17 protein-coding genes and 1 pseudogene are annotated in these 18,748 nt (G+C 75.1%); 7 read left to right on the forward strand and 11 right to left on the reverse strand.

Features of this window, described 5'->3' with window-relative positions:
- Window positions 1-73: 73 nt before the first annotated feature.
- The 6 genes from ACZ7MY_RS33315 to ACZ7MY_RS33340 all read right to left on the reverse strand — a co-directional run bounded on the left by ACZ7MY_RS33315 (window position 74) and on the right by ACZ7MY_RS33340 (window position 7,694).
- On the reverse strand, window positions 74-2,956 hold the full coding sequence (locus ACZ7MY_RS33315; RefSeq protein ID WP_499607331.1) for an ATP-binding protein: 2,883 nt from the start codon (window positions 2,954-2,956) through the stop codon (window positions 74-76).
- Between the two features lie 371 nt (window positions 2,957-3,327).
- Window positions 3,328-3,567 carry a DUF397 domain-containing protein gene (locus ACZ7MY_RS33320; protein ID WP_018561140.1) on the reverse strand — a complete coding sequence of 80 codons (240 nt, stop codon included), beginning with the start codon at window positions 3,565-3,567 and terminating at the stop codon, window positions 3,328-3,330.
- Between the two features lie 108 nt (window positions 3,568-3,675).
- Complete coding sequence (locus tag ACZ7MY_RS33325; RefSeq protein ID WP_499607333.1) at window positions 3,676-4,854, reverse strand: thiolase family protein; 1,179 nt, start codon at window positions 4,852-4,854, stop codon at window positions 3,676-3,678.
- Window positions 4,851-5,924, reverse strand: coding sequence for a thiolase family protein (locus ACZ7MY_RS33330; RefSeq protein WP_499607336.1), 1,074 nt, complete (start codon window positions 5,922-5,924; stop codon window positions 4,851-4,853). The genes ACZ7MY_RS33325 and ACZ7MY_RS33330 overlap by 4 nt, the downstream gene beginning before the upstream one ends.
- Entirely contained in the window at window positions 5,921-6,871 is a 951-nt protein-coding gene (locus ACZ7MY_RS33335; RefSeq protein ID WP_499607339.1) for an OB-fold nucleic acid binding domain-containing protein, read from the reverse strand. Before ACZ7MY_RS33335 ends, ACZ7MY_RS33330 begins: the two co-directional genes overlap by 4 nt.
- 19 nt (window positions 6,872-6,890) lie before the next feature.
- Window positions 6,891-7,694: a crotonase/enoyl-CoA hydratase family protein gene (locus tag ACZ7MY_RS33340; protein ID WP_499607342.1), complete on the reverse strand. Its 804-nt coding sequence runs from the start codon at window positions 7,692-7,694 to the stop codon at window positions 6,891-6,893.
- Between the two features lie 192 nt (window positions 7,695-7,886).
- Between ACZ7MY_RS33340 and ACZ7MY_RS33345 the strand changes: the two genes are divergently transcribed.
- The 4 genes from ACZ7MY_RS33345 (at window position 7,887) to ACZ7MY_RS33360 (ending at window position 11,443) form a co-directional block, all read left to right on the forward strand.
- A complete protein-coding gene (locus ACZ7MY_RS33345; protein WP_499607345.1) occupies window positions 7,887-9,518 on the forward strand; it encodes an acyl-CoA synthetase in 1,632 nt (543 codons plus the stop codon).
- 40 nt (window positions 9,519-9,558) lie between these two features.
- A complete protein-coding gene (locus ACZ7MY_RS33350) occupies window positions 9,559-10,182 on the forward strand; it encodes a hypothetical protein (protein ID WP_499607348.1) in 624 nt (207 codons plus the stop codon).
- Window positions 10,183-10,250: 68 nt separating this feature from the next.
- Window positions 10,251-10,772: an isochorismatase family protein gene (locus ACZ7MY_RS33355; RefSeq protein WP_499607350.1), complete on the forward strand. Its 522-nt coding sequence runs from the start codon at window positions 10,251-10,253 to the stop codon at window positions 10,770-10,772.
- Window positions 10,763-11,443, forward strand: a complete 681-nt coding sequence (locus ACZ7MY_RS33360; RefSeq protein ID WP_499607352.1) for a phosphotransferase — start codon at window positions 10,763-10,765, stop codon at window positions 11,441-11,443. Before ACZ7MY_RS33355 ends, ACZ7MY_RS33360 begins: the two co-directional genes overlap by 10 nt.
- Before the next feature lie 24 nt (window positions 11,444-11,467).
- Here ACZ7MY_RS33360 and ACZ7MY_RS33365 read toward each other — a convergent pair.
- Window positions 11,468-11,704, reverse strand: a pseudogene (locus ACZ7MY_RS33365) (MFS transporter); the annotation flags it as partial.
- Window positions 11,705-11,859: 155 nt separating this feature from the next.
- Here ACZ7MY_RS33365 and cpt point away from each other — a divergent pair.
- From cpt to ACZ7MY_RS33380, 3 genes are all read left to right on the forward strand, one after another.
- Complete coding sequence (cpt, locus tag ACZ7MY_RS33370; protein ID WP_499607355.1) at window positions 11,860-12,414, forward strand: chloramphenicol phosphotransferase CPT; 555 nt, start codon at window positions 11,860-11,862, stop codon at window positions 12,412-12,414.
- A gap of 214 nt (window positions 12,415-12,628) precedes the next feature.
- Window positions 12,629-13,234 carry a cysteine dioxygenase gene (locus ACZ7MY_RS33375; protein ID WP_499607357.1) on the forward strand — a complete coding sequence of 202 codons (606 nt, stop codon included), beginning with the start codon at window positions 12,629-12,631 and terminating at the stop codon, window positions 13,232-13,234.
- Window positions 13,231-13,653 carry a rhodanese-like domain-containing protein gene (locus tag ACZ7MY_RS33380; RefSeq protein WP_499607360.1) on the forward strand — a complete coding sequence of 141 codons (423 nt, stop codon included), beginning with the start codon at window positions 13,231-13,233 and terminating at the stop codon, window positions 13,651-13,653. Before ACZ7MY_RS33375 ends, ACZ7MY_RS33380 begins: the two co-directional genes overlap by 4 nt.
- Here ACZ7MY_RS33380 and ACZ7MY_RS33385 read toward each other — a convergent pair.
- The 4 genes from ACZ7MY_RS33385 to ACZ7MY_RS33400 form a co-directional block, all read right to left on the reverse strand.
- A complete protein-coding gene (locus ACZ7MY_RS33385) occupies window positions 13,622-14,320 on the reverse strand; it encodes an alpha/beta fold hydrolase (protein WP_499607362.1) in 699 nt (232 codons plus the stop codon). The genes ACZ7MY_RS33380 and ACZ7MY_RS33385 overlap by 32 nt on opposite strands.
- Before the next feature lie 104 nt (window positions 14,321-14,424).
- Complete coding sequence (locus ACZ7MY_RS33390; RefSeq protein WP_499607365.1) at window positions 14,425-15,246, reverse strand: universal stress protein; 822 nt, start codon at window positions 15,244-15,246, stop codon at window positions 14,425-14,427.
- A gap of 82 nt (window positions 15,247-15,328) precedes the next feature.
- Window positions 15,329-16,897, reverse strand: coding sequence for an acyl-CoA synthetase (locus ACZ7MY_RS33395; RefSeq protein WP_499607368.1), 1,569 nt, complete (start codon window positions 16,895-16,897; stop codon window positions 15,329-15,331).
- A 12-nt stretch (window positions 16,898-16,909) separates the two neighbouring features.
- Window positions 16,910-18,013: an NAD(P)H-dependent flavin oxidoreductase gene (locus ACZ7MY_RS33400; RefSeq protein WP_499607370.1), complete on the reverse strand. Its 1,104-nt coding sequence runs from the start codon at window positions 18,011-18,013 to the stop codon at window positions 16,910-16,912.
- Between the last annotated feature and the right edge of the window lie 735 nt (window positions 18,014-18,748).

An 18,748-nucleotide genomic window follows, 5' to 3' on the forward strand; every position in this document is an offset into this window, starting at 1 on the left:
GTCGAGTGGCCTGGCAGGAGCACGCCTGGGCGCCTCCCGGCGGTGGCGGGTGAGCCGCTCGGACGGGAGGGCCTCAGGGCGCCAGGGCCCTGGCCAGGCCCGCCCGGTCGGTGCCGATCTTGCGATAGACGGCGGAGAGCAACCGGGTGACGCCCTCCACGTCGGTGTCCAGACCCGCGGCGATCTGCTCGTCGTCCTCGCCGCGCGCGGCCCGTGAGGCGGCCGCCCGTTCCTGGGCGGTGAGGGCGTCGGTCTCGGTCGTGCGGAGCCTTCGGGGGCGCAGTCCGGCGGCGGCGAGTTCGTCGCGGGCGCGTTCGGCGAGTGTGTCGGCGCCGCAGTGGACGGCGGTCTCCAGGCCCCGGTAGAGCTGCTCGGCCGCCTCCTGGAGCCGGGCCTCGCGGCGCAGGGCGGCGCCGTGGTCGACCAGGGCCCGGGCCAGCTCATATCCGGCGGGCGAGCGCTCCAGGTGCGCGACGGCCTCGTTCAGCAGCTTGAGCCGGTCGGGCTCCGCGGCCACCTCGGCGGAGACCCGCAGCGCCTGGCCGATCGCGGACGCCGTGCCGTACTGGCGGGCGCGCTCGACGGCGTCGGCCGCGGTGGCACGGGCCCGCTGCGGGGTCTCCCGGACCTCGGCGAGGGCGAGGTGGAGCTGCCACGGGGACCATGCGGGGTTGCGCATGCCCCGGGGGTCGAGCCGCCGGCCGCACGCCTCGAGCTGGGCGATGGCCTCGTTGACCAGGCCCCGGGCGAGCAGCAGCTCGCCGTAGACCGTCTGGGCGTCCGGGAAGGTGACGGCCGCCGGGAACGGCTCGCAGAAGTCGTACTCCTCGGCGAGGGCCGCGGCCTCGCGGACCCGGCCGCGGGCGAGCAGGATCTCGACGAGGATCGCCACCGTGTACCAGACGACGGGGGTGCCGCGGCCGACGCGGTCGGCGAGGCGCAGGCCGTCGCGGGCGAAGTCCTCGGCTTCGGCGAGCCGGCCGCGGCGGTAACGGACGTAGCCGAGCAGGGAGTAGCCGAAGGCGAGGTGGGCGCCGCGCCATCCCTGGCGCTCGTAGTCGCCGATGCCGGCGGCGAAGAGCTCCTCGGCGCGGCCGGGCCGGTCGGCGTACATGTACGTCATCGCGACCAGCACCGGGACCTCGAAGCCGAAGTCCTCGCTGGCCCAGGGCAGGCCGCCGACGAGGGCGCGGTCGGAGTGCCGCAACGCGGTCTCGGCGGTCTCGCCGCGGAGGGTGGCGTCCCAGGCGCGCAGGCCGATGATGTAGCGCTCGGTCAGGTCGCGTCCGGACAGCCGGTCGGCGAGGCGGGCCAGCCGGCGGGAGCGGGCCGGGGAGTCGGGTTCGTCGGAGCGGAAGGCGTCCCACATGAACTGCTCTTCCTGCATCCGCAGCCGGGCCCGCGCGTTGGTGGCGGTACGGGCGGCCTGGCCCACGGTGTCCGCGGCCTCGCCGAGCCGGTCGGAGTGGGCCAGTGCCTGGGAGAGCCGGTAGGTGATCGCGTCGCGCAGCGCCGGGTCGACGATCGGTTCCTCGAGCGCGGCGCGCAGGTGGTTGACGGTGGTGGCCGGCTCGGTGAGCAGGGAGGAGCAGCCCAGCTCGAAGAGGACGGACGCCCGGTCCTCGAACGGCGGCGGCTCGCGCAGCGCGCGGGCGAGGTAGCGGCGGGCCGCGTCGGGGGCGCCGGCCCGGGCGGTGTCCCGGGCGGCCTGGCGCAGCTGGGCGACGACCCAGGGGTCGCCCTCGGGGTGGGTCTCCAGCAGGTGGCGTGCGGCGGCGGAGGGGCCGAGCCCCGCGTCCACGACGGACCAGGCGGCCTGGCCGTGCAGGGCGACCCGGACGGCGTCGGGGATCGCCCGGTACACGGCGGTGGCGATGAGGGGGTGGACGAACTCCAGGACGTCGCTGCCGGTGAGGATGCGGGCCTTGCGCAGCCGGTCCGCGGCGTCGGCGGCCTCCTCGCCGCCCAGGCCCGCCACGCTCGCCGCGATGGCCGGTGAGATGGACGTGCCGAGGACGGCGGAGGCCCACGCCATGCGGACGGTGGAGGTGCCCAGGCGCTCCAGGCGGGCGATGAGTCCGCTGCCCTTGGCGGCGGCGGCGAGGTCGCGCAGGAGGTGCGCGCTGGTCTCGTCGGGCCGCAGCGCGCGGTCGAGCACCTTGGCGGTGAGCTCCACGGCCTCGAAGGGGTTGCCGGCGGTGACGGCCCAGGCCTCGCGGCAGAAGGCCTCGTCGGCGTGCTCGCCCACGGCGTCGCGGACGAGCCGGCCGATGGCGGCGGCGCTGAGCGGTTCCAGGCCGAGCGGGCGGGTCCCGGAGCGGTCCGGCAGCCCGCGGAACGCCTCGGCGTGGGCGGGGAGTTCGTCGGGGCGGTAGGCCACGACGACCAGCATCGGGAGTTCCTCGGCGCGGGGCGCGAAGGCGGCCAGCCAGCCCAGGGACTCGGGGTCGGCCCAGTGGGCGTCGTCGAGCACGAGGACCACGGGGGCGCGGCGGACGGCGATGTGGGTCAGGACCCAGTCGAGTCCGTCCGCGAGGCCCTGCGGGTCGGGGGGCGCGCCCTCGCCGTCGGTGCACAGCCCCAGGGCGGGGCCGACGATGCCGTACCAGCTGCCGAGGGTGGAGCGGAGCACCTCGTCGCCGGCTCCGGCGAGCTGGGGCTGGAGCAGCTGGCGGGCCACGTGGAAGGCGACGCCCTGCTCCTGGTCGCCGCCGCGGGCGTACAGGACGGTGCAGCCGAGGGCGGAGGCCCGGCGCCGGGTCTCCGCGAGCAGGGTGGTCTTGCCGAGGCCCGCGGGGGCCGCGAAGGCGAGGACGCCACCGCGCCGGGTGCCGCTGCGGGGGTGGTCCCCGTGGGTCCGTATGCCCGTGAGTTCCGCCAGCGCCTCGTCGACGGCCACGAGTTCGGCCTCGCGTTCGAGGAGCGGTCGCCGGGACTTCGGTGTGCGCCGCGCCATAGTGCACCCCCTGCCCCTGATCCGGCGCGCGCCGGGGGCGCACCGGTGATGCCCGGACGCCTGCCCGGTGGCTCCTCAGCGTACGCCACCAGGGACCGAGCGTGAGTGGATAAATGCGAACTGGTGACGACTGTTCACAACCGTCCGGGGAATGATCGACCCTGCTCGATCAGGTACGCCCACATGCGGGAACGCACCCCCGCGATGCCTCCGGCACATGCCCGGGCGACGGCGTCATGACGGGCCGTCGGGTGCGTGTGCCGGGAGGCGACGGGGGCGGGCGCACGGGTGGCGCCCCGCGCGCCGGGGGTGCGCCGGCGGCTCGCCTCCGCGGGCGAGGGCGGGCCGCCGGACGCACCCGTGGGGGTCCGTCAGGTGAGGTCGAACTCGCCGTCGCGGGCCCCGAGGACGAAGGCCCGCCATTCCGCCGGGGTGAAGATCAGCGAGGGCCCCTCGGGGCTCCGGCCGTCCCTCATGGCGATGTAGCCCTCGACGAAGGCGATCTGGACGTCTCCTGTGCCCTGGCTGCTCGACTGCCATGTTGCGTTGGCCAGATCAAGCTGCGGCTTCTTCCCGTTGGCCAACGGCGATCCGATCGTGCTCTCGGCCACGTCCGTTCTCCTCCCGACTCCGTCGTCCGGGCCAGCCTAGCGACCGTGCCGGGGCCCGGACAGGTCATGGGAGAACCTGCCCGGACCGGGTACCGGTTCATGCCCGCTTCACTCTCCGGGGTGCCCGGATCCGACCATCCACATGGCGAAGAACTGCGAACCGCCGCCATATGCGTGCCCGAGCGCCCGGCGTGCGCCGTCCACTTGGTGCCCGCCCGCGGTGCCGCGCACCTGGAGGGCGGCCTCGGCGAAGCGGATCATCCCCGAGGCGCCGATCGGGTTGGTGGACAGCACACCACCCGAAGGGTTGACGGGCAGGTCGCCGTCGGGCTCCGTCACCCCCGCCTCGGTGAGCTTCCACCCCTCGCCCTCCTCCGCGAAGCCGAGGTTCTCCAGCCACATCGGCTCGTACCAGGAGAACGGCACGTACATCTCGACGACGTCGATCTGCCGCCGCGGATCGGTGACGCCCGCCTGCCGGTAGACGTCCGCCGCGCAGTCGCGCCCGGCCCGCGGGCTGACGAAGTCCTTGCCCGCGAACATCGTGGGCTCGCTGCGCATCGCCCCGCCGTGCACCCAGGCCACCGGTCCCGGGGCGCGGCGCCCGCCCGCCTCGTCGGTGAGCACCATCGCGCAGGCCCCGTCGGAGGACGGGCAGGTCTCGGAGTAGCGGATCGGGTCCCAGAGCATGGGCGAGGAGCGCACCTTCTCCAGCGTGATGTCCTCCTCGTGCAGATGGGCGTACGGGTTCCGCAGCGCGTTGCGCCGGTCCTTGTACGCGACGAGCACGCCGACGGTGTCGGGAGCACCCGTGCGGCGCATGTAGGCGCGCACGTGCGGCGCGAAGAAGCCGCCCGCACCGGCCAGCAGGGGCTGCTGGAAGGGGACGGGCAGGGACAGCCCCCACATCGCGTTGGACTCGGACTGCTTCTCGAAGGCGAGGGTGAGGACCGTGCGGTGGACACGTGCCGCGACCAGGCTCGTGGCGACCAGCGCGGTGGAGCCCCCGACCGAACCCGCGGTGTGCACCCGCATCATCGGCTTGCCCACCGCGCCGAGGGCGTCGGCGAGGTACAGCTCGGGCATCATCACGCCCTCGAAGAAGTCCGGGGCCTTGCCGATGACGACCGCGTCGACGTCCGCCCAGGTCATCGACGCGTCCACCAGGGCGCGGTGGGCGGCCTCGCGGACCAGTCCCGCGATGGAGACGTCGCGCCGCGCCGAGGTGTGGTGGGTCTGGCCGACGCCGACGACCGCGACGGGCTCCCTGCCGGTCACCGTGCTCATCGGTCCTCTCCTTCCAGGACGGCGACCAGGTTCTGCTGCAGGCAGGGCCCGGACGTGGCGTGGGCGAGCGCCCGGCGGGACGCGCCGCGGTGGATGCGGGCGGCGGCCTCGCCGAGCCGGACCAGGCCGGCGGCCATCACGGGGTTCGCGGCGAGCGGTCCGCCCGAGGGGTTGACCACGACGTCGTCCCCCAGGCGGAGTGCCTTGCGGAGCACGACCTCCTGGGAGGTGAAGGGGGCGTGGAGCTCGGCGGTGTCCACGGGCGCGTCGAAGGCCCCCGCGCGTTCCGCGGCCAGCCGGGTGGAGGGCGAGTCGGTGAGGTCCCGGACCCCGAGCGAATGGGCCTCGATGCGGTGGTCCATGCCGCGGATCCAGGCGGGGCGCGCGCACAGCCGCCGCGCGGTGTCCCCGGCGGCCAGCACGACCGCGGCCGCGCCGTCGCCGACCGGCGGGCAGTCGCCCCGGCGCAGCGGCCGCACCACGTACTCCCCCTGCGGCCGGTCGCCGGACTCCTGCGCGTACGGGTTGGCGACGGCCGCCGTCCGGTTGCGGCCGGCGACGGCGCCGAGCGCGGCCTCGTCGGTGTCGCCGGCGTCGATCAGCGCCTGGGCCTGGAGCGCGGCCAGGGCGACGGAGTCGGGCCACAGCGGCGCCAGGTAGTAGGGGTCGAGCTGGCGGGTCAGCACGTCCCGCAGCCGCCCCGGTGAGGACTTGCCGTAGGAGTAGACCAGTGCGGTGTCGGCCTCACCGGTGAGCAGCTTGACCCAGGCCTCGTACAGCGCCCAGGCACCGTCGGTCTCCACGTGGGACTCGGAGATCGGCGGCCAGGCCCCGACCCCGTCGAGCGCCATGGTGAAGGAGAAGGCCCGGCCCGCCAGGTAGTCGCAGGAGCCCGAGCAGGTGAAGCCGATCTCGCCCGCGGTGAGGCCCACCCGGTCCAGCACCTCGTGCAGCACCGGCATCAGCATCTCGACCTCGGAGAGCGCGGCGCTGTCGCGCACGTGCCGGGTCTGGGCGAAGGCCACGACGGCCACCTCCCGGCGCGCCTCCCGCCTCGTCCGCGTGGTCACAGCAGCTCCTTGTAGGTGTCGTAGTCGGCGTCGGGCTCTCCGGTCGGCCGGTAGTGGTCGGGGTAGCCCCCGTCGTCGCTCCAGACGGGTTCGACGCGCAGGCCCATGCGCACCCGGTCGTACGGGATGCCGCCGATGCGGCCGTGCAGGGCGAGTCCGGCGCCGTCGAGGGCGATGTGGGCGTAGACGTACGGCACCTCGATGTCGAGGCCCCTGGCCTTGATGTTGACGATGCAGTAGGTGGTGACGGTGCCGCGCGGGCCGACCTCGACCTGCTCGTCCGTGGCGACGCCGCAGGTGGGGCAGGCGCCCCGGGGCGGGACGTAGACCTTGCGGCAGGAGGGGCAGCGCTCGCCGAGGGTGCGGCGCTCGGCCAGGCCCGCCAGGTATCGGCTCTGGGCCCGGCCGGGGGCGTAGGTGTACTCCAGGCGGGCGGGCACGGTGATGCCGGTGACGGGTTCGGCGAAGGCGCCGGTGTGCGCCGTCGCGAAGGTCTCGCCGCCGGCGTCGTCCCCGGCGGGTTCGAAGCACGCGATGTCGGTGACGGCGCCGGTGCGCAGGCCGGCCCAGCGGACGCGGACGCGCATGCCGGTGCGCACCGCCTCCGGGCCGGACGCGTCCAGGACGTGCAGCAGCGCGGTGTCGGCGCCGTCGAGGCGGACCAGGACCCAGGCGAAGGGGGTGGCCAGCGGCTGCTGCGGCCGCGGGGACGGGTTCCAGGCCCAAGTGGTCACGGTGCCGGTGGTGCCGACCTCGACGAGGTCGCGCAACTCCTCGGCGGTGACCGGGTCGTACTCGAGGGGCGGGACGAGGACGCGGCCGTCGCCGGTGCGCACGCCGAGGACGGTTCGCTCGCGCAGGCCGGTGAGGAAGGCGCTCTGCACCGGGCCGAGGGAGCGGGTGAAGGGGAACTCGACGACGAGGGGTGCGGTGAGCGGTTCGGGCATGGCGTGGTGACCTCTCGTGTCAGGCGCGGCGGTAGACGGGCGGGCGCTTCTCCCCGAAGGCCCTGGCGCCCTCCTTGGCGTCGGCGGTGGCGAAGACGGGCCAGCCGCGCTCCAGTTCGGACCTCAGTCCCTCGGCCTCGGTCATCTCCGCGGTCTCGTAGACGGAGGCCTTGACGGCCTCGACGGCCAGCGGGCCGTTGGCGTTGACCAGTGCGGCGATCTCCAGGGCCTTGTCCAGGGCGGTGCCGTCGGGGACCACGTGGCCGACCAGCCCGATCCGCTCGGCCTCGGCCGCGGTGTAGGGGCGGCCGGTGAGCAGCATCTCCAGGGCGTGCGTGCGCGGGATCTGGCGGGCGAGGCGGACGGTGGAGCCACCGATGGGGAAGAGGCCGCGGCGTACCTCGAACAGGCCGAAGACCGCGCTCTCCGCGGCGACGCGGATGTCGGTGCCCTGGAGGATCTCGGTGCCGCCCGCGACGCAGGCCCCCTCGACGGCGGCGATCACCGGCTTGCGGGGGCGGTGGTGGCGCAGCATGGCCTTCCAGTGCAGGTCGGGGTCGGCGGTGAGCCGTTCCCGGTACGGCCGGCCGGCCGTCCCGCCGTCGGCGGCGAGGGCCTTGAGGTCCATGCCCGAGCAGAAGGCCCCGCCGGCGCCGGTCAGCACCACGGAGCGGATCGCGTCGTCCCGGTCGGCCTCCACCCAGCCGTCGTGGAGGCCCACGAGCATGGGCAGGGAGAGCGCGTTGCGCGCCTCCGGCCGGTCCAGGGTCAGTACGAGTGTCGCGCCGACGCGCTCCACCGTGAGGTGTTCGGTGCCGCCCATCGCCGTCCTCCCGCGTCGCGTACCGGACCTAGAACAGGTTGCAGTAGGCGCAGGTCGAGTTCAATACTTTTCTGACTGTCAGTCAGATTCTTGCCGCGGGACCCCTTCACAGCCCCGTCGCGGGGTGCTCTGATGACCGGCTGGGAGCCGGTCGTGCAGCCGGTCCCCCGGCCCCCGGTCAGGAGGAGCGCCGTGGAGTACAACCTTGCCGACCTCTTCGAATCGGTCGCCGACACCGTGCCCGGCCGCGAGGCGCTGGTCCACCTCGACCACCCCGGCACGGGGGCCGAGCGGCGGCTGACGTACGCGCAGCTCGACGCCGCGGCCAACCGCCTCGCGCACCACCTGGCGGCCCAGGGCATCGCCCCCGGCGAGCACGTGGGCCTGCACCTCCTCAACGGTGTCGAGTACCTGCAGACCGCGCTGGCCTGCATGAAGATCCGCGCCGTCCCGGTCAACGTCAACTACCGCTACGTCGCGGACGAGCTGGCCTACCTCTACCGCGACGCCGACCTCACCGCGCTCGTCTTCGACGCCGGGTTCACCGGCCGCGTCGCGGCCGCCCTCCCCCGCACCGAACGGCTGCGCCACCTGATACGGGTGGGCGCCGCGCCCCCGGACGCGCCCGAACCCGCCGTCGCACCCGTCGGCTTCGCCGAGGCCGAGGCCTCCGGCTCCCCCGAACGCGACTTCCCGGCCCGCTCCGCGGGCGACCGCTTCGTCATCTACACCGGCGGCACGACGGGGATGCCCAAGGGCGTCATGTGGCGCCACGAGGACCTGTTCTTCTCCGGCATGGGCGGCGGCGCCCCCACCGGGGTCCCCGTCTCACGCCCCGAAGAGCTCGCCGAACGGGTCGCGGCCGGCGGGGAGGGACTGGTCTTCTTCCCCACCGCGCCGCTGATGCACGGCACCTCCACGCTGACCGCCTTCATCGGCTTCCACTACGGCCAGAAGGTCGTCGTCCACAGCAAGTACGTCCCCGAGGAGGTGCTGCGCACCATCGAGCGCGAGAGGGTCACCAGCGTCTCCCTGGTGGGCGACGCCATGCTGCGGCCGCTCGCGGACGCCTTGGGCGGGCCGCTGGCGGACACCGACGTCTCCTCGCTGTTCAGCCTCTCCAGCTCCGGCGCGATCCTCTCCGAGACCGTGCGCGCGCAGTTCCAGGCACTGGCCCCGAACTGCATGATCCTCAACAACTTCGGCTCGTCCGAGTCCGGTTTCAACGGCACCGCCACGGAGGACTCCGGCCCGCGCAGGGGCTTCCGGCTGCGCGTCAGCACGCACATCGCGGTCGTCGACCCCGGCTCCCTCAAGCCGGCCGCCCCGGGTGAACCGGGCCGCATCGCGCTGCGCGGCCACGTGCCGCTGGGCTACTACAACGACCCCGGCAAGACCGCCCGGACCTTCTTCGAACGCGACGGGGAACGGTGGGTGCTGCTGGGCGACATGGCCACCGTCGACGACGAGGGCATCGTCACCGTGCTCGGACGCGGCTCGCAGTGCATCAACACCGGTGGCGAGAAGGTCTACCCGGAGGAGGTCGAGGAAGCGCTGAAGGCCCACCCCGACGTGTACGACGCCCTGGTCGCCGGCGTGCCCGACGCGAAGTGGGGGCACCACGTCTCGGCCGTCGTCCAGCTCCGCGAGGGCGCCCCCGCGCTCTCCCTGGAGGACCTGCAGACCCACTGCCGGGCCCGCCTCGCGGGCTACAAGGTGCCGCGCAGCCTCGTCCTCACCCCCCTGATCCAGCGCTCGCCCAGCGGCAAGGCCGACTACCGCTGGGCCCGCACGGTGGCCGCGCGGGGCGCGGCCGGGGGCTGAACACCGGGCGGCACACCGGCCCGTGGCACCATGGACGGCCATGCGGCGGAGCATGGCGGACATCGCGACGGCGGCCCTGGAACGGGGCCCGTACGCCCCCAGTGGCACGCCCGGGGGCGTACGGAGCGTGGACCTGGCCGCCGGCCCCGTCGTGGCCGACCTCTGGACCGACGACGACCTCGGGTTCGTCCTCCTCCTGCACCGCAGGAGGGACGGGTTCCCCGCGACCGAGCTGTACTGGTCCACGCCGGGTCCGGACGGGCGGTGGACGCGGGCCGAGCACCTGTCCGGAGGCGCGTACGCCTGGGACCGCGCACGCGGCCCCTGGTGGGAACCGGTCCCGGACGGCGCGGCGTTCACCGTGCTCTCCTCGTCCGAGTCCCTGCTGTTCACAGGACGCGGCGGCTTCGAGGGCGAGGAGGAGGGGGCGGAACTCGTGGGCTTCAGCGAGCTGCTGGTGGGCACGCGCGTCGACCGCGTCCGGGTCGAGAGGTACGGCCTCGGACGGGCGTCGTCGTACACGGCACATTCGGTGCTGGAGAAGCCCCTGCTCTCGCCCCTCGTGCTGGTGGCCGTCCGGCCCGGCGAACGGGTGCGCCTGTCCGCGGTGGACAGGGACGGCACGGCCGGCGAGGGCCTCGAACTGCTCCCGCCGGAGGGCTGAGCGCGGTGCGGACACCTGATCGACGGGCGGCCCTGCGCGCGGGCGGTCCCGGTCCTTAAGGTGTGCCCATGACGCGTCTCGAACCCCAGCGCACCGCACTTGTCGTGATCGACCTGATGGAACGCATCGTGGAACTGCCGTTGGCGCCGCGGTCCGGTGAGGAGGTCGTGCTCGCCTCGCTCGGACTCGCGACGGCGTTCCGGGAGGCGAGGGCGCCGGTCGTGCTGGTGCGGGTGGAGCGCCCCGGCGTCGACGAGCAGCCGCCGGGCAGCGACTTGGTCGACGGGCTGGAGCGGGAGGGCGACCTCGTGGTCGTCAAGCGGACCGTGGGCGCCTTCCACGGCACCGGCCTGGACGGGCAGTTGCGGGAGCGCGGGGTCGACACCCTCGTCGTCGCCGGCATCGCGACGAACATGGGCGTCGAGTCCACGGCCCGCGCCGCGGCCGACCACGGGTACGCGCTGCACTTCGCCGAGGACGCGATGACGGCGCTCAGCGCCGCGGAGCACGAGGCCGCGGTCACGCAATCCCTCCCGCGCTTCGGGACGGTGGCCCCGGCCGCGGAGCTGGCGAAGGCACTGTGGAGCTGATCGGCGCGGGCCGCGACGCCGACGTCTACGCCCTCGACGCCGCACGGGTCCTGCGCCGCTACCGGCACGGCGGTTCCGCCCAGGAGGAGGCCCGGGTGATGGCGCACCTGGCCGGGGTGGGGTTCGCCGTGCCGCGGGTGCACGACGCGGACGGCACCGACCTCGTCATGGACCGCCTCACCGGGCCCACCATGGCGCAGGACCTGGCCCGCCGGCCCTGGCGGGCCCATGCCCACGGCCGCCTGCTCGCCGGGCTGCAGGCGTCCCTGCACGACGTCCCGGCACCCGGCTGGCTCCGCCGCCGCTTCGCCACCGGGGAGCCCGCTGCGGACCGCGTCCTCCACCTCGACCTGCACCCGGAGAACGTGATCCTCACCGCGGACGGCCCGGTGCTGATCGACTGGAGCAACGCCGCCGGCGGCGACCCCGCCGCCGACACCGCGCTGACCCTCGCCATCCTGCGCGGCGTCAGCCTGGGTCCGGCCCGCGACGCCGGGCTGCGCCTGTTCGTCGCCGGCTTCCTGCGCGCCACCGTCACCGACCCCGCCCCGCGCATGGCCGAGGCGATCGCCGCCCGCCTCGATGACCCGAACCTGCTGCCGGCCGAGGCACACCGCCTGCGGCGCCTGGCCCGCCGCGCCATGGACAGGCCGCCGGGGACCCGGCCCTGAGCGACCCCGGTCGCCCCGCGCCACGCCGCGGAGGTAGCGGTCCCCGGTCCCGAAGAACATCGCCGTCGTCGCGGCCGCGCCGATGTACCCGAACGTCCCGAGCAGCGCCTTCTTGCGGCCCGTCCGGTCGGCGACCGCCCCGGCGAGCGGCATCACCAGCACCGACAGCAGCACGGAGGCGGAGACCACGTACGTGAAGTACGCACCGGCGCGGACCGGTATCCCGAGCGGGTGGACGTGACCGTCGGGACCCGCGGCCGCGTCACGCGCACACGATCACGACGCACCCCGAAGCCAGGCCTCCCCGCAGGGCACGCGGCAACACGGCTCCCGCGCCCGGCGGCGCGGCGCTTCGCCCGCCCCGTCGCGGCCGCAATTCGTTCGCGACCGGCCGGGCGGCCGCCTAGCCTGGCGCGGTGGCGTACCAGGTGATCGTGCTCAACGGCGGCTCCAGCTCGGGCAAGTCGGGCATCGCGCGCTGTCTGCAGGCGGTGCTGCTGCCCGAGCCCTGGCTGACGTTCGGCACGGACACCCTGGTCGACGGCCTGCCCGCAGGACTGCGCGGCTCCGGAACCGGGTCCGGCGCGGGCATCGGCTTCGGGGCGGACGGGAGCGTGTCGGTGGGCGACGCCTTCAAGGCGCTGGACGAGGCCTGGACGGCCGGCATCGCCGCCATGGCGCGCGCCGGCGCCAAGGTGGTGGTCGACGAGGTGTTCCTCGGTGGCGCCGCCTCGCAGGACCGCTGGCGGCGAGCCCTGGACGGCCTGGCGGTGCTGTGGGTGGGCGTCCGCTGCCCGCCCGATGTGGCGGCGGGCCGCGAGACCGCCCGGGGCGACCGGGTGGCGGGCATGGCGGCGGCGCAGGCGGAGGCGGTGCACCGGGGCGTGGTCTACGACCTCGAAGTGGACACGTCACACACCGAGTCGATGGAGTGCGCGCGGATCGTCGCCGCTCGTGTGTCACCCATGTGACGGCTGCGACGGTGGCCGCGACGGAACGGCCGGTCCTGTGCTTTCATGGCGGCATGCGCACGAACATCTGGAACCTGGGCCCCCTGTGGCCGGGACGCCGTGCGCACCACTTCGACCAGAGCTGTCGCCGGGGCTGACCTCACCCGTCCCGGCCACCCCATGACCTGCCCCGCCCAGCCGGGGCACGTCGTGTTCCCGCTCTGGAGCCCTTCCCATGGCCCTGCACCACCGGGCGAGCGGTCCCACCCCGCTCGTCCTCCCCCAACTGCGCGCGCTCGTCGTCGGCTACGCCGCCGCCGTCGCGGCCGGTGTCCACCTCCCCGTCCACCTGTCTGACCGCCGCTGGTACACCCGGCTGCACCAGGACCCCTACGTGGACGTCTGGCTGATCACCTGGCCCGGCGACACCTCCACCGAACTCCACGACCACGCGGGCTCGCTCGGCGCCCTGAGCGTCGTCGCCGGCACCCTCACCGAGCACCGCTGGCTCCACGACGACCGGGGCCACGGCCGCATCGCGACCCGCGAACTCGCCGCGGGCGGCGGCGCGGCCTTCCCGCTCGGTCACGTCCACGACGTCGTCAACGCCTCCGCCGCGCCCGCGGTGAGCGTGCACGCGTACTCGCCGCCGCTCACGGCGATGTCGTACTACGCGGTCGACGCCGCGCGCTCCCTGCGGCGCACGCGTACCGTGCTGACGGACGAGCCGGAGCCCTCGGCGGTGCCCCGCGCCGTCCCCCTGTCACGCGGCCTGACCGTGACCGGGTCCGCGTCCACCGCCGCGTCCACGTCCGCCATCGCCCCGGAGGCCGTCCGATGAACCCGCCCACCCCCGCCAGGTCCGGCATCGACCGGATGCTCGACCGCGCCCGGGCCCGGCTGCTGCGGGTCGGGCCCGAGGCCGCGGCGGCCGAGCTCGCCGCGGGTGAGGCGCTGCTGGTCGACATCCGCCCGGCGGCGCAGCGGGCCGCGGAAGGGGGGTTCCCGGACGCGCTGGTGATCGAGCGCAACGTCCTCGAATGGCGCCTGGACCCGCTCAGCGACGCCAGGATCCCCGAGGCCACCGGCCCCGGGGTGCGCTGGATCGTGGCGTGCTCCGAGGGCTACACCTCCAGCCTCGCCGCGGCCTCCCTGCTGGACGTCGGCCTGACCCGCGCCACCGACCTGGAGGGCGGTTTCCAGGCGTGGCTGCGGGCCGGGCTGCCGGTCAGCGACGGGGCGCCGGAAGGAAGGCGCTGACCTCGGCGAGGAAGTCCGCCGGGCGTTCCCGGTGGACGAGGTGCCCCGCCTCGACGGTCACCAGCCGCGCCGCCGGCACCCGGGCCGCGACGGCCGCGATCCCGTCCTGCGGGACGTGGCTGCCCTCCCCGCCGGCGAGGACGAGGGTGGGGCAACCGATCGTCGCCAGCAGGTCCCACCAGCCCGGGTCGGGGGCGTTGCGCCAGCGGTTGACGGCCGCGATGACCCGCCAGTCGCAGGACTCGTCCCCCGCCGGGCCGGACGGCACGGCCCGCGGCGGCACCTCCGGGTCCGGCGGCACGGGCTCCTCCAGGACGAGCGCGGTCAGCCGCGGCGACCGCTGCGCGGCCACCAGGTAGGCGACGACCGCGCCCATCGAGTGCCCGGCCAGCGCCACCGGCCCGGGGCCGAGCGCGTCCAGGAACGCGGCGACGTCGTCGCGCATCGCCTCGAAGGCGTACTCGCCCGGCCAGTCGCTCGCCCCGTGGCCGCGCAGGTCGGGGGCGTACACCCGGTGGGTCGCGGCGAGGGCGGGCGCGACCGGCTGCCAGTCGGCGCCGTCCGAGCCGCGTCCGTGGAGCAGGACGAGCGGCGGCGCGTCCGGCTCGCCCCAGGTGCGGTAGGCCATCCGGATGCCGTTCACGTGCACGGTGCTGAGATCGCTCACCCGGGCGACGCTACCCGCCTGCGCGTACGTCACCCGCCCGGCCGTCGCCCGTTCCGCCGAGGGCCGATTCGTTTCGCCGTCGGCTGAGGCGGTCCGCGCCGGCGTCAGTGCGGGACGACGGCCACCGGGCAGGCCGCGTGGTGCAGCACCGCGTGCGCCACGGGGCCGAGGTGCGGGCCGACGCCGCCGGGCCGGTTGCGGCACCGCCCGACGACCAGCAGCGAGGCCCCGGCCGCCGCGTCCACCAGCGGCTGTGCGGCGTTGCCCGCGGCAACCTCCTCGGTGATCTCCACGCCGGGCGCCTCCTCACGCCACGGAAGCAGGGCGGCCTGCACCGCGTGCCGCTCCGCGGCGCAGATCTCCGCGCCGCACGTGGGGTCCATGGCCGCGGGGACGTACCCGTACGTCGGCGGGTACGACCACGCGTGGACGACCCGCAACTGCGCCCCGCGCCGCCGCGCGTCCTCCACCGCGAAGGCGATCACCTCGTCGGCGCCCTTCCGCAGGCTGAAACCGAGCACCACCGGCCGCCGGTCGTCACCGGGCTCCTCCTCCTGACCGGTGCGGACGACCACGACGGGACCCTCGGCGCGGGCCAGCGTCGTCTGCCCCACCGAGCCGAGGAGGAAGCCGCTGAGCCCGCTCAGCCCCTGCGAGCCGAGCGCCAGCAGTTCGCTGCGTCCCGCCTCCGCGACCAGCAGTTCGGCCGGCGGGGCGTCGGCCACGTCGGTCGTCACGGGCAGTTCCGGGCTGCGCTCGGCTAGCTCCCGTGCGGCGTCGCGCACGAGCGCGTCGCCGTAGGGGTGTCCCCCGGCGTGCACCAGGCGCAGCGGCACGGACCGCCGCAGCGCCTCGCCCGCCGCCCAGTGCATGGCGGCGCGGCTCTCCGGCGAGCCGTCCAGGCCCACGGTGACGGGTCGGGTCATCGGATGTGCCTCCCTCGCCTCGCCTCCACAGTAGGCGCCACCGCCCCGCCCGGCGCCCCGGCGGGGCCGGGCGGCCGCGCCGTCACACGGGCCGTGCGCGGCCCTCCCAGTACGGGTCGCGGAGCCGGCGCTTGTAGAGCTTGCCGTTGGGGTCGCGGGGCATCTCGGCGACGAAGTCCACCGACCGCGGGCGCTTGTACCCCGCCAGGCGCTCCTCGCAGTGGGCCAGGAGGGCGGCGGCCAGTTCCGGCCCGGGTGCGTGGCCGGGCGCGGGCTCCACGACGGCCTTGACCTGCTCGCCCCAGTCGTCGTGCGGGATGCCGAAGGCGGCCGCGTCGGCGACCGCGGGGTGGCTGAGGAGGGCGGCCTCGATCTCGGCGGGGTAGACGTTGACCCCGCCGGAGATGATCATGTCGATCTTGCGGTCGCGGAGGTAGAGGTAGCCGTCCTCGTCCAGGTAGCCCAGGTCCCCGACGGTGAAGAAGTCGCCGATGCGGCTCGCCCGGGTCTTGGCCTCGTCCTTGTGGTAGCGGAAGGCGGGGGTGTTCATCTTGATGTAGACGGTGCCGAGTTCGCCGGGCGGCAGGGGCTCGCCGTCGTCGTCGTGGACGGCGATCTCGCTGATCGGCCACGCCTTGCCGACCGTGCCGGGCCTCTTCAGCCACTCGGCGGCGGAGGCGAAGGTGCCGCCGCCCTCGCTGGCCGCGTAGTACTCCTCGACGCACGGCCCCCACCACTCCAGCATGGCCCGCTTGACGTGCTCGGGGCAGGGCGCGGCGCCGTGGATGGCGTGCCGCATCGAGGAGACGTCGTGACGGCGCCTGACCTCCTCCGGGAGGGCCAGCAGCCGGTGGAACTGCGTGGGAACCATGTGGGTGTGCGTACAGCGGTGGACGTCGATCAGCCGCAGCATCTCCTCGGGCGCCCACTTGTCCATCAGGACGACCGGGTGGCCGATGTGCAGGGCGGCGCCGGCGAACTGCAGCACCGCCGTGTGGTAGAGCGGCGAGCAGACGAGGTGGACGTTGCCGTCGAAGGGGCGGATGCCGAAGATGCCGAGGAAGCCGCCGAGGTACGTCTCCTCCGGCGGCCTGCCGGACAGGGCGCGCCGGATGCCGCGGGGGCGGCCGGTGGTGCCCGAGGTGTAGTTCATGACCCAGCCGGTGGTGCGCTCCTGCGGCGGGGTGCCGGGCAGGCCGGCCGTGAGCTCCGCGTACGGGCGGAAGCCCTCGATGCCCCCGGCGCCGACGGCGTAGCGGTGCGTCCCGGGCAGGCCCGCCTCGTCGGCGGCGGCCCGGGCCTGCGCGGCGAAGCGTTCGTGGGCGACGAGCACCTTGGCGCCGGAGTCGGCGACGATCCAGGCGATCTCGGGTCCCACCAGGTGGTGGTTGACCGGGACGAGGTAGAACCCGGCCTGGAAGGCGGCGAGGTAGGCCGTGAAGAACTCGGCGCCGTTCGGCAGCACGACGGCGAAGGCGTCGCCCGTCCGCAGTCCGGCCGCGCGCAGGCCGTGGACGAGGCGGTTGCTCTCCTCGTGCAGGCGCCGCGCGCTCCACCGGTCGCCGTCGGGAGCGGTGAGCACGACGCGTTCCGGGTCGGCGCCGGCCTGGGCCCAGAATCCGTTGGGGGCGCCCGATGCGGTCGAGGTCATGGGGACGCCTCCTCAACCGCGTCCGGCGATGCGGTTCATGCGGTCCAGGGCCCGCTCGAAGCCCCGGGTCAGGTCGTCGAAGACGGCCTGGACGCTGCGCACCTCGCGCATCTGGCCGACGATCTGGCCGACCGGCGTGCCGAGCAGCGGCTCCACCTCGTACTTCTGGATCCGGGTGATCGCGTCGGCGACCAGCAGGCCCTGCAGGGGCATCGGCAGCGCCGCGGGGCCGGCCGGGTCGTCCCAGGCGTCGGTCCACTCGGTGCGCAGCTGGCGGGCCGGTTTGCCGGTCAGGGCGCGCGAGCGGACGGTGTCGCCGGAGCCGGCCGCGAGGAGCTTGCGGACCAGGGCGGAGGAGGGCAGTTCGGCCTCCGTGGTGGTCAGCCACACCGAGCCGAGCCACACTCCCTGGGCGCCCAGCGCCAGTCCCGCGGCGGCCTGTTCGCCGGTGCCGATGCCGCCGGCGGCGAGCACGGGCAGCGGGTCGACGGCACGGACGACCTCGGGCACGAGCACCATGCCGCCGATCTCGCCGGTGTGCCCGCCGGCCTCGTAGCCCTGTGCGACGACGATGTCGATGCCCGCCTCCTGGTGGTGGCGGGCGTGCCGGGCGCTGCCGGCGAGGGCGGCGACGGGGACGCCCCGCTCGTGGGCGCGCCGTACGACGTCCGGGGGCGGGGAGCCGAGCGCGTTGGCGAGCAGGCCGATCGGGAAGTCGAAGGCGACGTCGAGCTGCGAGCGGGCCACCTGCTCCATCCAGCCCGTGATGCGCCAGCCCGTGGCATCGCCCGGCTCCAGCTCGGGCACCCCGTACTTGGCCAGCACCTCCCGGACGTAGTCCCGGTGCCCCTCGGGGATCATCGCCTCGACGTCCGCCTCGCTGACGCCCTCCACCTTCTTGGCCGGCATGACGACGTCCAGCCCGTAGGGGCGGCCGTCGGCGTGCGCCTCCAGCCACTCCAGGCTCCTGGCCAGCTCGTCGGGCGCGGTGTAGCGCACCGCACCGAGGACCCCCATGCCGCCGGCCCGGCTGATCGCGGCCGCGACGGCGGGGAACGGCGTGAAGCCGAAGATGGCGTGCTCGATGCCCAGCCTCTTGCTCAGCTCCGTCTCCATGGGGGCAGGATGCCCGAGCGGACCGGCCGGGGGAAGAGATTTTCTGATGCTGCGTCAGATTTTGACGAAGTCTCCGGCCCGCCGCCCGCCGTCGCGCAGGTCCCGGACGACCACCCGGCCGGGCCCCGCGGCCTCCGGGCAGTCCGGCGCGCAGGTATCGAGCGGGCCCCGCTGCCCGGTCAGGGCCCGCGCCCGGCCCGAAGTAGCCGGCGTCCAGGGTGAATTCCCACCGCGTCCCGCTGCCGGCGGCGGGCGCCGCCCACTCACGGGGCGGCGTGGCGGGCCGCAATCCCGTCAGTTCCTGCCGGAAGCGGCGGCCACCGCACCACATCTCCACCACCGTGCGCATGGTCAGCGCCGCGGCTGCGGCGGGCAGGTACCAGGCGGGGCCGAGCAGGGAGCCGAAGTACCCCGGCGCGGGCGCGTCCTGCCAGGAGTGCGGCTCGTCGAGGGTCACCGCGAGGGCGAGGTCCCCGGTGATCTCGACGAGCGGTCAGGGAACGACGGCGGCCCCGGACGGAGACGTCCGGGGCCGCCGTCGTGCCGTGTGCAACGTCGGCCGCAGGGCCTCCTCGTCGGAGACCGGTGACGACGACGGCGTGAACGCCCACAAGGGGCGAACGCGACCGGGGCGCCGCCCGATTCGGAAGGCCCCGGCGGGACGATGCCGACCACAGCCCCGCCCGACCGCTCGGGAAGCGGCCCGGACGCCTGGGCGACCCCTGTCGCCCGGCG

The sequence above is a fragment of the Streptomyces sp. NPDC111520 genome (assembly GCF_055635295.1).

Excerpts from the sequence above, each read along its gene's own strand:
- ACZ7MY_RS33390 (WP_499607365.1), bottom strand. The coding sequence starts at position 15,246 with ATGACCCGACCCGTCACCGTGGGCCTGGACGGCTCGCCGGAGAGCCGC.
- ACZ7MY_RS33400 (WP_499607370.1), bottom strand. The coding sequence starts at position 18,013 with ATGGAGACGGAGCTGAGCAAGAGGCTGGGCATCGAGCACGCCATCTTC.
- ACZ7MY_RS33335 (WP_499607339.1), bottom strand. The coding sequence starts at position 6,871 with ATGCCCGAACCGCTCACCGCACCCCTCGTCGTCGAGTTCCCCTTCACC.
- ACZ7MY_RS33355 (WP_499607350.1), top strand. The coding sequence starts at position 10,251 with ATGACGCGTCTCGAACCCCAGCGCACCGCACTTGTCGTGATCGACCTG.
- ACZ7MY_RS33340 (WP_499607342.1), bottom strand. The coding sequence starts at position 7,694 with ATGGGCGGCACCGAACACCTCACGGTGGAGCGCGTCGGCGCGACACTC.
- ACZ7MY_RS33325 (WP_499607333.1), bottom strand. The coding sequence starts at position 4,854 with ATGAGCACGGTGACCGGCAGGGAGCCCGTCGCGGTCGTCGGCGTCGGC.
- ACZ7MY_RS33315 (WP_499607331.1), bottom strand. The coding sequence starts at position 2,956 with ATGGCGCGGCGCACACCGAAGTCCCGGCGACCGCTCCTCGAACGCGAG.
- ACZ7MY_RS33350 (WP_499607348.1), top strand. The coding sequence starts at position 9,559 with ATGCGGCGGAGCATGGCGGACATCGCGACGGCGGCCCTGGAACGGGGC.
- ACZ7MY_RS33395 (WP_499607368.1), bottom strand. The coding sequence starts at position 16,897 with ATGACCTCGACCGCATCGGGCGCCCCCAACGGATTCTGGGCCCAGGCC.
- ACZ7MY_RS33375 (WP_499607357.1), top strand. The coding sequence starts at position 12,629 with ATGGCCCTGCACCACCGGGCGAGCGGTCCCACCCCGCTCGTCCTCCCC.
- ACZ7MY_RS33380 (WP_499607360.1), top strand. The coding sequence starts at position 13,231 with ATGAACCCGCCCACCCCCGCCAGGTCCGGCATCGACCGGATGCTCGAC.